This window comes from Micromonospora sp. HNM0581, from assembly GCF_012726175.1.
In the GTDB taxonomy this organism is placed as follows: domain Bacteria; phylum Actinomycetota; class Actinomycetes; order Mycobacteriales; family Micromonosporaceae; genus Micromonospora.
In genome coordinates this window covers 106140-120312 of sequence record NZ_JAASAD010000001.1, presented here as the reverse complement: position 1 = coordinate 120312, position 14173 = coordinate 106140, and the positions used below count along the sequence as shown (strand labels likewise).

The window sequence follows — 14173 nt, the reverse complement described above, 5'->3', positions numbered from 1 at the left end:
ACGCTCTGACCGGAGACCACCGCCTCATCCGCATGGAGGTGACCCATGCGCGTCGGCCTTGTCTGTGCCCACGCCGCTGCGCCGCCGTCCGGCGACGGAACCGTCGTCGGCACCTATCAGCACATTGCACGGGTCGCGGCCGAACTGGCCGGGCGGGGGCACGACGTGCGGGTGTACACCCGTCACGACGATCCTGCGGCTGCGGAGACCGCCAACGTTGACGGCTATCAGGTGGAGCGGGCACCGGTAGGTCCGGTCGCACCGATCCCCACAGTCGAACTGGTGCCCTACGTACCCGCGTACGGTGCCTGGCTGGCCGACCGGTGGTCCGGGGACTGGACCCCGGAGGTGGTGCACGGCCACTACTGGATCGGCGGTCTGGCGGCCGCGCACGCCGTTCGAGGAACCGACATCCCGATGGTGCAGACGTTCCACTCGATCGGCATGGAACAGCTGCGTCACCTCGGCACCCAGTACGACGGGCCGGGCACCCGCATTCCGCTGGAGCGGGCACTCACCCGGGCGGTGGACATCGCGGTCGCCCAGTGCAACGACGAGGTCGACGAGTTGACCCGGATGGGCCTGCAGCGAACGTCGGTCGCGATGGTTCCGACCGGGGTCGACACGGAGCGCTTCCACCCCGAAGGTGAGGCCGCCCCACGTGAACAGCGCCCCCGCATACTCTCCGTGGGCGGGCTCGGGCGCGGCCACGGCCAGGAAGACCTGATCCGGGCGATGCGCCTGGTGGGCGACGCGGAGCTGGTGATCGCCGGTGGTCCCCCGACGGACCGGCTGGCCAACCACGCTGAGGCCCGCCGGTTGCGGGAGCTGGCCGACCGGGTCGGAGTCGGCGAGCAGGTGCACCTGGTCGGTGCGGTGCCGCACGAACAGATGGCCACCTGGTACCGCTCGGCCGACGTGGTGGCCTGCACCCCGCACTACTCCTCGGCGGGGCGGGTGTCACTGGAGGCGATGGCCTGCGGAATCCCGGTGGTGGGTTATGCCATGGGTGGCATCGCCGACGCCGTGGTCGACGAGGTGACCGGCAAACTGGTGCCGCCGGGCGACGTACGGACCCTCGGGGTGACGCTTCGTCGACTACTCACCGACAACGCGAGCCGCTTCGCGTACGGGCACGCCGCGGTCGACCGGGTGCGGTGCAGCTACACCTGGGAACGTACGGCAAGTGCTCTGGAACGGCTCTACGAGCGGGTGCTGGTCCGGCGTAGGCCGGTCGAAGCGGCCTGAGGCAGCGGACCGGCGGGAACGGCGACCTTGCAGGCCGCAGTCACGGGTGAGGGCGGGCCGCCGACCACCGCCCGGGTGGTCTCCCGAGCGACGGCATGATGGTGCTGCGGCTCCGCGTACCGGGTGAGCCCGACGACGGCGGCGAGGGTGACCAGGAATCCGACTGCGGCGAGCCATTCCCGGCCCGGCCAGATCTTGTCGTCGAGCAGCAGCAGCCCGACGATGGCGGCGGGCACCGCGCCGGCGGCATCCATGGCTGCCACCGCCGCCGTGGTGGAACCGCGCTGCATCGCCAGCCCGAGCAGCAACTGACCGACCACGGAGTGGCCGACGAGCAGGTAGAGCAGCGGGTCGCCGAGGAAGGCGTCCCAGCCCGGTGCGGAGGCCAGCGGCCGGGCCGCCACCGCGGCAGCGGAGAAGGCCAGCCCGGCCAGTGACCCGAGCGCCACCGACCCCGGTGCACCGTGCAACCGGACCGCGAAGAACCCCAGCACCGCGATCACCGCCAGGGTCACCAGCAGGGCGACCATGCCCCCGGTGCCGAGCGCCTTCGACGGCGCCGGGCGGGCGGACAGCACGAGCGCGGTGATGCCGGCGAACAGCAGCACCAGCAGGGCGACCTCGGCGACCGGCAGCCGCCACTTCAGCAGGATCACGCCGAGCAGGGCGGTAACGCCGAGGCCGGCGGCCACGCTCGCCTGCACCAGGAACAGCGGGAGGTCACGCCGGGACAGGAAAGCCAGGACGAACCCTGCCACCTGGCAGGCCAGCCCGACCAGGTAGGTGCGGTGCCCGGCCAGCCGCAGCAGCAGCCCGGGATCGAAGGTGTGGTGCACCGTGGTACGGGCGGCGGCGACCGACTGAAGCAGGTTGGCGACGCCGTACGCGACGATCATCGCCGCCAGGAAACACCAACCGGAGGTAGCCACCTGGCGAGGATAGAGGTTACCGGGCGTCAATGCGCGGTGGGCTACCGAGGCGGCGGAGGATGTCCGGATGCAGCACGCCGTTGCTGGCCAGGGCGCTGTTGTTGCCTCCTGCGGGGGCTGGTTGGCCGGCCAGATCGGTGATCGTGCCACCCGCTTCGGTCACGATGGGTACCAGTGCGGCCACGTCCCAGAGGGACAGTTCGGGCTCGATCATCACGTCCAGCGCGCCCTCTGCCAACAGCATGTAACCGTAGAAGTCACCGTAGGCCCGGCTGCGCCAGGTGTCCCGCATCAACTGGAGCACCGCGTCGAGCCGTCCGGCCCTCTCCCAGCCGGCGAGTGAGGAGTAGCAGAGGCTGGCGTCGGCCATCCGGGTCACGCCGGAAACCCGGATGGGCACCCCGTGGGAGGCGTCCGGCCCGGCGTACGCGCCGGTGCCCCGCGCCGCCCACCAGCGGCGCCCCAGGGCCGGCGCGGAGACCAGACCGACGACCGGGCGGCCGTCCTCCAGCAGCGCGACGAGCGTGGCCCAGATCGGCACGCCCCGCACGAAGTTCTTGGTGCCGTCGATCGGGTCGATCACCCATTGGCGGGCCCCGGCGGAGGGTGTCGCGCCGAACTCCTCACCGAGCAGCCCGTCGGCGGGGCGGTGCTCGGCGAGCAGACCGCGGATCTCGCGCTCCACGGCGGTGTCCGCGTCGGATACCGGGGTCAGGTCCGGCTTCGACTCGACCCGTAGGTCGAGGGCACGGAACCGGGCTGTCGACAGCGCGTCGGCGGTGTCGGCGAGCAGGTGGGCGAGGGTCAGGTCAGCGGCGTACCCGGTCATGTCGGACACGGTATCGGCGGCGGCACCACAACGACGCCGGGGGCCGCGACGGCACGACGGTGGCCCGGCCGGATGGTTCGCGCCCCGGGGTCACTCGGGGTGTCCGCGCGGGTCGGGCTCGGTCCGTGGATCGGTCTCGCCGGCTCGGGAGGCCAGCAACCGACGGTACGAGCCCAACCGCCGAGGGTCGGCTCGCCCGGCCGCCACCCAGCCGTCAAGTGCGCAGTCGGCTTCGTCGGCGGTGTGCGGGCAGTTCGCCGGGCAGTCGGCGGTGGCGTCGACCAGGTCCGGAAAGCCGTGCAGCAGACTCTTTGCCGAGACGTGGGCCAGCCCGAAGCTGCGCACGCCCGGAGTGTCCACGATCCAGCCCGGATCCTGCTCCGCGCCGGGCAGCGCGGGTAACCGCAACGCCACCGCACTCGTCGACGTGTGCCGTCCCCGGCCGATGGCGCTGACCGTGCCGACCGCCCGTTCGGCCTCGGGTACGAGACGGTTCACAAGCGTCGACTTGCCCACCCCGGAGTGCCCGACGAGCACCGAGACCCGACTGGTCAGCAGGTTGCGCAACGCGTCGAGTGGGGAGTCCGGCCGGATCAGCAGGTACGGCAGTTCCAGTTCGGTGTAGTAGCCGAGTATCTGCTCAGGCCGGGCCAGGTCGGCTTTGGTCAGGCAGAGCAGCGGTTCGATGTCCGCGTCGTACGCGGCGACCAGACAACGGTCGATGAAGCCGGTGCGCGGCGGCGGGTCGGCGAGCGCGCTGACGATCACGAGTTGGTCGGCGTTGGCGACCACCACCCGTTCGAGTCGCCCCTCGGCGGTGCTGGCGTCGTCCTCGGCGGTGCGACGCAGCACGGAGCGTCGAGGTTCGATCCGGACGATGCGGGCCAGCGCACCGGATGATCCGGAGGTGTCGCCGACCAGCCCGACCCGGTCACCGACGACCACGGACTTGCGGCCGAGTTCGCGGGCGCGCATGGCGGTGACGGTGGGATCGTCCGGTCCGGCAGCGGGCAGTACGCAGGTGTACCGGCCGCGGTCCACCGCGACGACGAAACCGTCCTCGGCGTCGGCGTGGCGTGGCCGGGTCCGGGTACGCGGGCGGGAGGACCTGCCGGGCCGAATCCGGACGTCGTCCTCGTCGTACTCCCGCCGCCTCGTCGTCAGGGCCGACCCTTCTTCCGCTCAGCTCTTACCGGTCACCAGTGCCGACCATAGTGCCGGGAACTCGGGCATGGTCTTCGAGGTGCACGACACGTCGTCAAGCTCGACGTCCGGCACCACCAGCCCGACCACCGCCGCCGCGTGCGCCATCCGGTGATCGTGGTAGGTGCGGAACACCCCGCCGTGCAGCGGTCGGGGGCGGATCGCGAGCCCGTCGGCCGACTCGGTGATGTCGGCGCCCAGCCCGGTGAACTCCCGAGCCAGGGCGGCCAACCGGTCCGTCTCGTGGCCCCGGATGTGGCTGATCCCGGTGAACACCGACGGCGAGTCGGCGAGCATGGCCAGCGCGGTGAGCGCCGGGGTCAGCTCGCTGACGTCGGACAGGTTCGCGTGCAAACCCTTCACCGGGCCGGTGCCGCGCACCGAGAGCCCTTCGGTGGTGAGGGTCACCGTCGCCCCCATCTGCTGCAGCAGTGAACGCAACCGCTCCACCGGCTGGGCGCTGCCCCGCGCCGGCCAGCCGCGCAGGGTCACCTCGCCGCCGGTGACCATGGCAGCGGCGAAGAACGGCACCGCGCCAGAGAGGTCCGGCTCGATTTCCCAGCTACGCCCGGTCAGCGGCCCGGGCTCGACCGCCCAGACGTCGGGTGCGCTGTCGTCGACGGCGGCACCGGCGGCACGCAGCATCTGCACGGTCATCCGCAGGTGTGGTGCGGAGGGTACCGGCGGGCCGACGTGCCGCACCACCACCCCGCGGTCGAAGCGGGGGGCGGCGAGCAGCAGGCCGGAGACCAGTTGGCTGGAGGCCGAAGCGTCGATCACCACTTCGCCGCCGGTCACCCGGCCGGCGCCCAGCACCACAAGCGGCAGGCTGCCCGAGGCGGGGGTGTCGACCCGTACGCCGAGTGACCGCAGCGCCCCGATCAGCGGGCCGAGCGGACGGGTACGCGCGTGCGGGTCACCATCGAGGGTTACCTGACCGTCGGCGAGTCCCGCGACCGGAGGTACGAAGCGCATGATCGTGCCGGCCAACCCCACGTCGACGTGGGCCGGGCCGAACAGCCGGTGCGGTCGGATCAGCCAACGGTCGTCGTCGGCGATCGAGACGTGGGCGCCCATCGCCCGCAGCGCGGCGGCCATCAGCTCGGTGTCCCGGGCCCGCAGTGGGCGGGACAGCGTCGAGGGCCCGGCGGCCAGCGCGCCGAGCACCAGGGCCCGGTTGGTCATCGACTTGGAGCCTGGCAGGCGCAGCGACGCCGACACCGGGTCACTGGCATTCGGTGCGGCCCACGGCTGCAGCGGCCGGGTCGCGGTCACATTCCCCACGGTTGCATTCTGCCGTGTCGTGGTCCCGGTGGGCGCCACCGTCACCGGGTACTCCCGGGGAACGGGACGGCCGCCGGGCGGACCGCGCGCTAGCGTGAGTGGCATGTGCGGTAGGTATGCCACGACCCGCAGCGCAGGTGACCTGAGCGGCCTGTTCGAGGCGGTCGACGAGACGATGGACGGGCTGGTCGCCGATTACAACGTGGCGCCTACCGATCCGGTGCCACTGGTCCGGGTGAGCGCTGCGGGGCATCGGGCACTCTCGGTGGGCCGCTGGGGTCTGGTGCCATCCTGGTCTCGTACCCCTGCCGGGGCGGCACGCATGATCAACGCGCGGGTCGAGAGGATCGTCTCCAGCCGCGCGTACGCTCCGGCCTTCGACCGCCGCCGGTGTCTCGTGCCGGCCGACGGCTGGTACGAGTGGGTGCGGCTGGCCGACGGTACGAAGCAGCCGTACTACCTGACCCCACGCGACGGCTCGGTACTGGCCTTCGCCGGCATCTGGTCGGTCTGGGACGGTCCGGACTCGACTCTGTTGACGTGCAGCGTGCTGACCACCACCGCCCTCGGTGAACTGGCCGAGGTGCACGACCGGATGCCGCTGCTGCTTCCGCCCGAGCGTTGGGCGAGCTGGCTGGATCGTGTCGCTGAGCCGGCCGAGCTGCTGGTGCCGCCACCGGTTGACTGGCTGGCCCGGTTGGAGGTGCGACCGGTGGGGCGTGCGGTGGGTGACGTACGCAACGACGGTCCGGAGTTGACCGCTCGGGTGCCGCTGGCCCGACCTGGCGGGCCGGACGAGACGACGCTTTTCTGATCGCACCCGCACATTGTCGGGAGTGATTTGCCGTGGTTGTGGGTGAAAGGTGACTCGAACGTTGCCCCAACTTCCCGACGAAGACTTGTACCCGTGTGGGCAAGTGCGATACAACACAGCGCCGGTGATAGGTGTCGTTTGCGTTCGGTGAACGATGTTTATCGATCTTGCTGGTCCCACGGGGGAGGTGGGTGGATGACACGGGCACGTGTGCCCCGTCCGAACGAGGTAGCCGCCGCACGACAAGATCCGCGACTGTTGCGGGCCTTGCGCGAGCGGCGACAGGACGAAGCCTGGCGCACCAGGGGCACCTGTCAGAGCGTCGACCCGGAGACGTTCTTTCCGGCGCCGAACGAGCCGGCCGACGCGGCGGTGGCCCTGTGCCGCAGCTGTGACGTGCAGGGCTCCTGCCTGGCGTGGGCGCTTGAGGTGGGTGACTGCCACGGCGTCTGGGGTGGCACCACCCCAAGGGAACGGCGGGCGATGCTCGTCGCCTGGCGTAACGAGGTGCAACCCGACCCGGAGGCTGGAGACGAGCCGGGTCCGCCGGTTCGCGACCGCCTGCTCACCCTGGTGCCGTTGAGCTGACCGACGGGCGCGGCCAGGTGGCGACAGGTTCAATGGGGGCGGTGCCACACGACGTCCTCGACACCGCACGCGGACCCGCCCGGGTCGACACCGATCAGCCGTCCGGCCCGCCCCGAGCTCTACTGGTGCTGGGGCACGGGGCCGGTGGCAGTGTCGACGCCCCGGACCTCGTCGCCCTGCGCGACGCGGCGGTGAGCGCCGGGCTGCTGGTGGTGCGGGTGACCCAGCCGTACCGGGTCGCCGGCCGGCGGGCACCCGCCCCGGCCGGGCACCTCGACGAAGCATGGTCGGCCGTCCTGACGGTGCTGCGGCAACGTCAGCCGGGTGTACCGCTCGTGGTGGGCGGCCGTTCCAGCGGTGCGCGGGTGGCGTGCCGGACGGCGTCCGCGACGGGCGCCGACGGCGTGGTGGCACTCGCCTTCCCGCTGCATCCACCCGGTCGGCCGGAGCGGAGTCGGGCCGAGGAGTTGGTGACCGGCGTGCCGACCCTCGTGGTGAACGGGGACCGGGACCCGTTCGGTGTGCCGGAGCCGGGCCCGGGGGTGCGGGTGGTGGTCCGAGCGGGGGAGCGCCACGATCTGCGGGGCGACCCGATCGGTACGGCCGCCGTGACGCTCGACTGGTTGCGCCAGCACGGCTGGGCCGCGGTCTGACCGCACCCCGACCGTCGTTGGTCTGCCACGGCCCGTTGCCGTGTCCGCCGGCCGTGCCGCTTCGTTGCAACCGATGGTGTCCCAGTGCCCGGCCCGGGCAGCGACACCGGGCTCCCAGGCCCTTCCTGGTCCCAGCCACGGTCGCACCACCGGGGTGGGACCAGGAATGCCCGGCCCGAGCCGGAATGTCCCGACACACCACGCGTGTTGAACACCTCGGACAACCACTGTGCGAGGGGGTGACCGGTGCCGACCGAGATCCGGAACCGGGAACACGACGAGCGGGAGGCACGGCAGCTCCGGCAGCTGCTGGCCGGCCCGGACTGGCCGGCGGCGGCGCCACCAGCCGAGGCGGCGACGGGCACAACCGTCGGAACTGAATTTTCCGGGAGGCCGGTGCGCGTATCCTCGGCGGGGAAGCATCCGACCCGAGGGGATGTGCGGTTGACCACCGAAAAGACGGACGAGCGCAGGGCCCGGTTCGAACGGGACGCGATGCCATTCGTCGATCAGCTGTACGCGGCCGGCCTGCGGATGACGCGTAACCCGGCGGATGCCGAGGACCTGGTCCAGGAGACGTACCTGAAGGCGTACGCCGCCTTCCACCAGTTCGAGCAGGGCACGAACCTGAAGGCCTGGCTCTACCGGATCCTGACCAACACCTACATCAACTCGTATCGCAAGCGGCAGCGTCAGCCGGTGCAGGCGCCCACCGACGAGATCACCGACTGGCAACTGGCTGAGGCGGAGTCGCATACCTCCAGCGGGCTGCGGTCCGCCGAGACGGAGGCGCTCGACCGGCTGCCGGACAGCGACGTCAAGGAAGCCCTCCAGCAGTTGCCGGAGGAGTTCCGGCTGGCGGTGTACCTGACCGATGTCGAAGGCTTCTCCTACAAGGAGGTCGCCGACATCATGGGTACGCCGATCGGCACGGTGATGTCGCGGTTGCACCGTGGGCGTCGTAATCTGCGCAAGCTGCTTGAGGGGTACGCCGCGGAGCGGGGGTTCTCCGCGGCCCACCCGGCCCGGAGTCCGAGCGCCGCCACCGGCCGGGAGGTGTGACGTGAGCTGTGGAGACCCGCACGAGACGGACTGTCGTGAGGTGCTCGCCGAGGTCTACCTCTACCTCGACCTGGAGTGCGCGCAGGAGCGGCGGGCGTTGATCCGGCACCATCTCGACGAGTGCGGCCACTGCCTGCGCGAGTACGGCATCGAGCAGGAGGTCAAGGCGCTGGTGGCCCGTCACTGCGGCAACGAGTCCGCGCCGGACGAACTGCGCGAGCGGCTGCGGGTACGGATCAGCGAACTGGTCGTCTTCGAAGCCAGCGAATCGCGCGAACTGGCCGACTGACACGCGCTGGTGCCCGGGTCGATGACGACCCGGGCACCGGTGTGTCCGTCGTCCGAACGCGGCGGGCAGCCGCGTGTCGGCTCAGGAGTTGGGGCGCTTGCCGTGGTTCGCGGCGCTCTTCTTGCGAGCCTTCTTCTTGCGGGCCTTCTTCGCCATGGTGACCTCCTCGTGATGGCCGGATCGGGCCGCGTGCGGCCCCCGTCACCGGGGCACTGTCGCCCATGCCGGCGTCCGGGTCTGACGCGTTGATGCTAGTGCCGGCGGTGCGGGTCGACCGCTGCCGGGGCCGCTCCGCACCCGTCGACCGTCCGCACATGATTGGATACCTCGCAGGAGCCGCGAGGAAGGGGCCGGGAGATGGCCGAGGAGATCCGCGCCGAGATGGTGGCGAACGTCTGGAAGGTCGTCGCGTCGGCCGGGGACACCGTGTCCGAGGGGGACACCCTGGTGATCCTGGAGTCGATGAAGATGGAGATTCCGGTGATCGCCGAATCCGACGGGGTGGTGCAGCAGCTCGCGGTCAACGAGGGTGACGTGGTGCAGGACGGTGACCTGATCGCGGTCATCGGTTGAGCAGCGTGCTGATCCGTCCGGTCGAGCCGGCCGACTTCGCCGGAGTCGCCCGGCTCACCGTCGCCGCGTACGAGTCCGACGGCCAGCTCAAGGGTGAGAGCGGCTACGCGGAGGTGCTGGCCGACGTCGCCGCCCGGGCGGAGCACGGTGACGTGCTGGTGGCCGTGGACCAGGAAACCGCTGAGCTGCTCGGCTCGGTCACCTTCGTGCTGCCCGGCACCCGGTACGCGGAGATGTGCGGCCCGGGGGAGTCGGAGTTCCGGATGCTCGCGGTGGACCCGAGCGTGCAGGGGCGGGGAGTCGGTGCGGCTCTTGTCGAGGCGTGCATCGCGCGGGCTGCCGGCATGGGCTGCACCGCGGTGACCATCTGCGTACGCGAGGGTCACGCCGAGCCGGCCCATCGCCTCTACGGCAGGCGTGGCTTCGTCCGGCAACCCGGACAGGACTGGAGCCCCTACCCCGGCGTGAATCTGCTAGCCCTCCGTCTTCCTCTCCCCATTCAGCCGCGTTGACCGTGGGGTCGGCGGCGCGGGTGTAGATCGGCTTCGCGGCTGACCTGTCGGTCAACGCGGGGTCTGCTCGGTGGCGGGTGGTGCGGCGAGCAGCTCGTTGGCTACCTCAAGGGCTACGCGTTTGCGTTCGGCGTCGGTGATGTCCGGTGTGCGCACGGCGAACCAGCTGCTGTGTACGGCGAACAGCGCCAGCACGGTACGGAGTTGGGCCCTGGGGGATTCGTCGCCCTGGCAGAGGGCGGTGGACAGCCGGAACATCCGGCCGCGTAGTTCGCGGCCGGCGGAGAGGCTCTTGAGTGCCGTCTGGTTCTGCTCGAAGAACCGCATCACCGAGGGCTGTCCACCGCTGAACATCATGTCGGCGTACCGCTCGATGACGGCCCGGCGGGTGGCCGGCGTGGCGGGTTGACTCTCGGCCCAGGCGATCAGTGCATCCATCCGCCCCAGCCAGTCCTCCACCACGCTCGTGACGATCTCGTCCTTGCTGTTGAAGTGGTAGTAGAGCGCGGCCTTGGTCACCCCGAGTCGCTCGGCCACTTCGCGCAGCGACGTGGCTTCGTACCCGTGCTCGGTGAAGAGTTCCAGCGCCACGGACTTGATCCGCTCTCGCGTGCCGCCTGTGCTCTGACTCACCTTTGACCGCCATTCCGGTTGACCGTCGCAGCCTGTCCAACTTACCGTCCGGCTAGTAAGGTAACTGGCCGGACGGTAAGTAAGTGCGCCGGATCTCGGGGGGAGAGCTTACCGATGGCCCAGCAGAAGCAGGGTGCCGCGCGACCCGGTGTCCGGGTCGTGCTCTTCGGTCTGATGATCGCCATGATGCTGGCGATGCTCGACAACATGATCGTCAGCACCGCGCTGCCGCGCATCGTCGGTGAGTTCGGTGGACTCAACCACTTCACCTGGGTGGTGACGGCCTACGTGCTCGGCACCACCGTCTCCACCCCCATCTGGGGCAAACTCGGCGACCTCTACGGCCGCAAGGCGGTCTTCCTCACCGCCGTGGTGATCTTCCTGGTCGGCTCTGCGCTCTGCGGCATGGCCGGGTCGGGACCCCTCGGCGGCCCGGACGACGGCATGGTGCAGTTGATCGCCTTCCGGGCGGTTCAGGGGCTGGGTGCCGGGGGCCTGATGGTCGGCGTCATGGCGATCATCGGGGATCTCGTACCGCCCCGGGAGCGCGGCCGTTACCAGGGCATGATCGCCGGGGTCATGGCGATTGCGATGGTCGCCGGCCCGCTGGTCGGCGGCTTCATCACCGATCACCTCTCCTGGCGTTGGGCGTTCTATGTCAACCTGCCGCTGGGCGGTGTGGCGCTGGTACTGCTGATCGCCACCATGCACCTGCCCCGGTACCGCACCGAACATCGCATTGACTGGCTCGGTGCCGCACTGCTGTCGGTGGGTATCACCGGAATCGTGCTGATCACCACCTGGGGTGGAAACGAGTACGCCTGGGCGTCTCCGCAGATCCTCGGCCTCGCCGTGCTCGCCGTCGCAGCGCTCCTCATCTTCGCGCTCGTCGAGCGTAGGGTCCCCGAGCCGATCCTGCCGCTCCAGCTCTTCGCCAACCGGAACTTCGCCCTCATCTCGGTGATCGGATTCCTGCTCGGCTTCGCGATGTTCGGCGCGATGAACTTCCTGCCGCTGTACCAGCAGACCGTCCAGGGGGCCTCGGCCACCGAATCCGGTCTGCTGCTGCTGCCGTTGATGTTCGGGATGCTGCTGGTGTCGCTTGTCGTCGGCCGGGCGATCACCCGGACCGGACGGTACCGGATCTTCCCGATCGTCGGCGGCGGGGTGATGGCCGCCGGGCTCGCCCTGCTCAGCCTGCTGGAGGTGGACACCAGCAGGTACCAGTCGTCGCTCTACATGCTCGTCCTCGGCGCCGGCATGGGGTTCCTCATGCAGACCTCGATGCTCATCGCGCAGAACAGCGTCGCCCAGAAGGACCTGGGGGCGGCCAGCGGCGCGGCCACCTTCTTCCGCTCCATCGGCGGGTCCTTCGGGATCTCGTTGTTCGGTGCCATCTTCGCCAACCGGCTTGCCGGCTCGGCCGCCGGTGGCGCGTTCAGCGACGGTGGGGAGGCCGGCGCGGCGATGAACATCGAGCAGCTACGGGAACTACCCGCCCAGGCCCGCGAAGTGGTGCTCGGTGGGCTCGCCGACGCGATCTCGCATGTCTTCCTCTGGGCGGTGCTCTTCGCCGTCGCGGTTCCGGTGCTGGCGTGGTTCATTCGGGAGATCCCGTTGCGCACGAGCAACGAGCCTGAGTCGGACGGCAGCAGCGGGCAGGAACAGGCCGAGGCTGATCTGGCCCGGTCGCCGGCCGTCTGACGGTGACCGGAGGCTGCCCGGGCAGGTGGCGGGCAGGGGTGTGCCGGCCGGAGGGAACGCCCTGGCGGGACGTGACGTCCGCAATCGTCACCACGATCGACGAAACAGGCGGCGCAACAGGGCGCGCAGGGCACCGCGGCGTCGCCGGGCGGTCACGCCAGCGAGCCGCTGGGCCAGTAGGACGGTCTCCGGGTCGAGGTCCGGCGTGGCCAGCGCGAGGTGTGCCAGGGAAACGGCGTTGGGCTCCGGGTGTCGCCGGGCAGCCGCCAACCGTTCGGTGACCAGTGCGGCCACGTCGGTGCGTACCGACGGGTCGACCCAGGCGGCGGTCACGAGGGCGAACAGGGCAGCCTCGGCGACCTCCGGCACCTCGCGTGCCAATTCCACGAGCACCCGCCGTCGGGTTGAGTCCGCCCACGGCTCATCGGTGCGGTGATGCAGCAGACCGAGGCAGGTCCAGACCTGCACGCAGCGTAGCCACAGCGCCGGATCCTGGCCAGCGAGCACCTGCCCCAGCGCGGTCTGCGGGGTGGCGGGCGGATGGGCCAGTAGACCGAGCAGGTCGGCCAGCTCGAGCGTGGCCAGGCTGACCGCCGCGTCGTAGGCGGCCGGCGGGTGCGGCCAGGCGGGGTGGGCCAGTTCACGGAGGCGGCGGGTCGCCTCCGTCGACGGTGGCTCGGGACGCTCCGCCGTCGGCGACCCGTCCACGTGCCCGCTGCCGGATCGCCCGGGCGTCGCGGTGGACCCGGTGGTCGACGGGGCCGGCGTCAGCTGACCCAGCCAGGGGCGTCCGCGGCAGCACTCGGCCAGGTCGCTGTGTTCGTGTGAGTCGTCCGGATGGTCGCGGACGAAGTCCGCCAGCGCCACCAGGTGCCGGACCGCACCGTCGCGTTGGAATCGCAGGCGGTGTGCCGTGTGCACCGCACAGTCGAAGGACGGGTTCCGGACCAGGGCCCGCTCGATCCACACCAGCGCCTCCGCCAGCCGGCCGTGGTCGGCGAGGGTGCCGGCGATGTCGGCGTACACCGCCAGGTCGTCCGGGTCGTGCTCGACGGCACGGCGCAGCGCGGCAAGTGCCTCCCTGGTCCGGCCGGCGCTACGCAGCGCGTACCCGAGCCACACCTCGCCCATCTTCGATGGTGCCGCGCGTACGCCCCGGTCGGCCCACCGGACCGCGAGCGGGACCTCCTCCACCCGCCGGGCCAGCGCGGACGCCGTGCCGAGCAGCAGCGCGTGTTCAGGGTGGATGGTGATCGCGTTACGGGCGAGCGTGAGGTATGGCGACAGGGCCGCCCGGTTCGGTGGCGGAACCGGATCGGGCACGGCGGCGCAGATCTGCATCAGCACCCGGGCGGTCCGTTCGGGCCCGAGTCGCTCGGCCAACTCCGGCGACGTCACCCAGGGCACCCCCGCCCAGTCCGCCCCCGGTGCATGGGCTGTCGCGGCGATCAGCAGATCAAGGCCCTCGCCAGGGCGACCGGCCGTGGCGAGCAGGTGTGCCCGGGCTACCACGGCGCCGACGAACGTGTGGTGCTGCAACGGGAACAGACCGAGCCCGCCGTCGCTGCTGGCAGCGGCCAGTCGGGCGAGGGTCTCGTGGACCTCGGGCAGTGTCGGTGCCCGGGCCAGCGCCGCCGCGACGTGGTCGGCGGCATGTGTCAGCTCGCCGGAATCCAGGGCCCGTCGGGCCAGGATCAGCTCCTGCGTCGCCGGCAGCGCCCGGTCGTCCGTTCCCTCGGCCACGTGGTCCTCTCGCTCGTTGGTCCCGGCTGCGCGGTGAGGTCGGGTCAGCGTAGGTGACGAACCCCGGTTTTGGTGATCCGCTGCGCACTACTGCTCATTTGGTTGCCTG

The 14173-nt window shown here is 71.0% G+C and carries 15 protein-coding genes; 9 read left to right on the top strand and 6 right to left on the bottom strand.

Annotated elements, in window-relative coordinates:
• Positions 1-45: 45 nt before the first annotated feature.
• Positions 46-1248, top strand: coding sequence for a glycosyltransferase (locus HCA58_RS00545; protein WP_169595754.1), 1203 nt, complete (start codon positions 46-48; stop codon positions 1246-1248).
• On the opposite strand, the gene HCA58_RS00540 is transcribed toward HCA58_RS00545, so the two are convergent.
• The 4 genes from HCA58_RS00540 to aroA all read right to left on the bottom strand — a co-directional run bounded on the left by HCA58_RS00540 (position 1203) and on the right by aroA (position 5493).
• On the bottom strand, positions 1203-2144 hold the full coding sequence (locus HCA58_RS00540; RefSeq protein ID WP_205807293.1) for a hypothetical protein: 942 nt from the start codon (positions 2142-2144) through the stop codon (positions 1203-1205). The two genes, HCA58_RS00545 and HCA58_RS00540, sit on opposite strands and share 46 nt — an antisense overlap.
• Positions 2145-2193: 49 nt before the next feature.
• On the bottom strand, positions 2194-3006 hold the full coding sequence (gene hisN / locus HCA58_RS00535) for a histidinol-phosphatase (protein ID WP_169595752.1): 813 nt from the start codon (positions 3004-3006) through the stop codon (positions 2194-2196).
• A gap of 90 nt (positions 3007-3096) precedes the next feature.
• The gene (rsgA, locus tag HCA58_RS00530; RefSeq protein ID WP_169596137.1) at positions 3097-4128 is read right to left on the bottom strand and encodes a ribosome small subunit-dependent GTPase A; all 1032 of its coding nucleotides are present in this window, start codon (positions 4126-4128) and stop codon (positions 3097-3099) included.
• Between the two features lie 60 nt (positions 4129-4188).
• Positions 4189-5493, bottom strand: a complete 1305-nt coding sequence (gene aroA / locus HCA58_RS00525; protein ID WP_169595751.1) for a 3-phosphoshikimate 1-carboxyvinyltransferase — start codon at positions 5491-5493, stop codon at positions 4189-4191.
• 103 nt (positions 5494-5596) lie between these two features.
• On the opposite strand from aroA, the gene HCA58_RS00520 reads away from it, so the two are divergent.
• From HCA58_RS00520 to HCA58_RS00490, 7 genes are all read left to right on the top strand, one after another.
• Positions 5597-6307, top strand: a complete 711-nt coding sequence (locus tag HCA58_RS00520; protein ID WP_169595750.1) for an SOS response-associated peptidase — start codon at positions 5597-5599, stop codon at positions 6305-6307.
• Between the two features lie 195 nt (positions 6308-6502).
• Positions 6503-6895 carry a WhiB family transcriptional regulator gene (locus HCA58_RS00515; RefSeq protein WP_169595749.1) on the top strand — a complete coding sequence of 131 codons (393 nt, stop codon included), beginning with the start codon at positions 6503-6505 and terminating at the stop codon, positions 6893-6895.
• A gap of 32 nt (positions 6896-6927) precedes the next feature.
• On the top strand, positions 6928-7548 hold the full coding sequence (locus tag HCA58_RS00510) for an alpha/beta family hydrolase (RefSeq protein ID WP_169595748.1): 621 nt from the start codon (positions 6928-6930) through the stop codon (positions 7546-7548).
• 246 nt (positions 7549-7794) lie between these two features.
• Positions 7795-8610, top strand: coding sequence for a sigma-70 family RNA polymerase sigma factor (locus tag HCA58_RS00505; protein ID WP_169595747.1), 816 nt, complete (start codon positions 7795-7797; stop codon positions 8608-8610).
• A gap of 1 nt (position 8611) precedes the next feature.
• On the top strand, positions 8612-8899 hold the full coding sequence (gene rsrA, locus HCA58_RS23285; RefSeq protein WP_169595746.1) for a mycothiol system anti-sigma-R factor: 288 nt from the start codon (positions 8612-8614) through the stop codon (positions 8897-8899).
• Between the two features lie 357 nt (positions 8900-9256).
• On the top strand, positions 9257-9472 hold the full coding sequence (locus HCA58_RS00495) for a biotin/lipoyl-binding carrier protein (RefSeq protein ID WP_093405215.1): 216 nt from the start codon (positions 9257-9259) through the stop codon (positions 9470-9472).
• The gene (locus HCA58_RS00490) at positions 9469-9984 is read left to right on the top strand and encodes a GNAT family N-acetyltransferase (RefSeq protein WP_169595745.1); all 516 of its coding nucleotides are present in this window, start codon (positions 9469-9471) and stop codon (positions 9982-9984) included. The genes HCA58_RS00495 and HCA58_RS00490 overlap by 4 nt, the downstream gene beginning before the upstream one ends.
• Before the next feature lie 51 nt (positions 9985-10035).
• On the opposite strand, the gene HCA58_RS00485 is transcribed toward HCA58_RS00490, so the two are convergent.
• Complete coding sequence (locus tag HCA58_RS00485; RefSeq protein WP_169595744.1) at positions 10036-10617, bottom strand: TetR/AcrR family transcriptional regulator; 582 nt, start codon at positions 10615-10617, stop codon at positions 10036-10038.
• A 114-nt stretch (positions 10618-10731) separates the two neighbouring features.
• On the opposite strand from HCA58_RS00485, the gene HCA58_RS00480 reads away from it, so the two are divergent.
• Complete coding sequence (locus tag HCA58_RS00480; RefSeq protein ID WP_169595743.1) at positions 10732-12321, top strand: MDR family MFS transporter; 1590 nt, start codon at positions 10732-10734, stop codon at positions 12319-12321.
• Positions 12322-12408: 87 nt separating this feature from the next.
• Here HCA58_RS00480 and HCA58_RS00475 read toward each other — a convergent pair whose 3' ends face one another.
• Positions 12409-14064 carry a tetratricopeptide repeat protein gene (locus HCA58_RS00475; protein ID WP_169595742.1) on the bottom strand — a complete coding sequence of 552 codons (1656 nt, stop codon included), beginning with the start codon at positions 14062-14064 and terminating at the stop codon, positions 12409-12411.
• Positions 14065-14173: the final 109 nt, after the last annotated feature.

Excerpts from the sequence above, each read along its gene's own strand:
- HCA58_RS00515 (WP_169595749.1), top strand. The coding sequence starts at position 6,503 with ATGACACGGGCACGTGTGCCCCGTCCGAACGAGGTAGCCGCCGCACGA.
- HCA58_RS00520 (WP_169595750.1), top strand. The coding sequence starts at position 5,597 with ATGTGCGGTAGGTATGCCACGACCCGCAGCGCAGGTGACCTGAGCGGC.
- HCA58_RS00480 (WP_169595743.1), top strand. The coding sequence starts at position 10,732 with ATGGCCCAGCAGAAGCAGGGTGCCGCGCGACCCGGTGTCCGGGTCGTG.
- HCA58_RS00495 (WP_093405215.1), top strand. The coding sequence starts at position 9,257 with ATGGCCGAGGAGATCCGCGCCGAGATGGTGGCGAACGTCTGGAAGGTC.
- HCA58_RS00545 (WP_169595754.1), top strand. The coding sequence starts at position 46 with ATGCGCGTCGGCCTTGTCTGTGCCCACGCCGCTGCGCCGCCGTCCGGC.
- HCA58_RS00540 (WP_205807293.1), bottom strand. The coding sequence starts at position 2,144 with ATGATCGTCGCGTACGGCGTCGCCAACCTGCTTCAGTCGGTCGCCGCC.
- hisN (WP_169595752.1), bottom strand. The coding sequence starts at position 3,006 with ATGACCGGGTACGCCGCTGACCTGACCCTCGCCCACCTGCTCGCCGAC.
- HCA58_RS00510 (WP_169595748.1), top strand. The coding sequence starts at position 6,928 with ATGGGGGCGGTGCCACACGACGTCCTCGACACCGCACGCGGACCCGCC.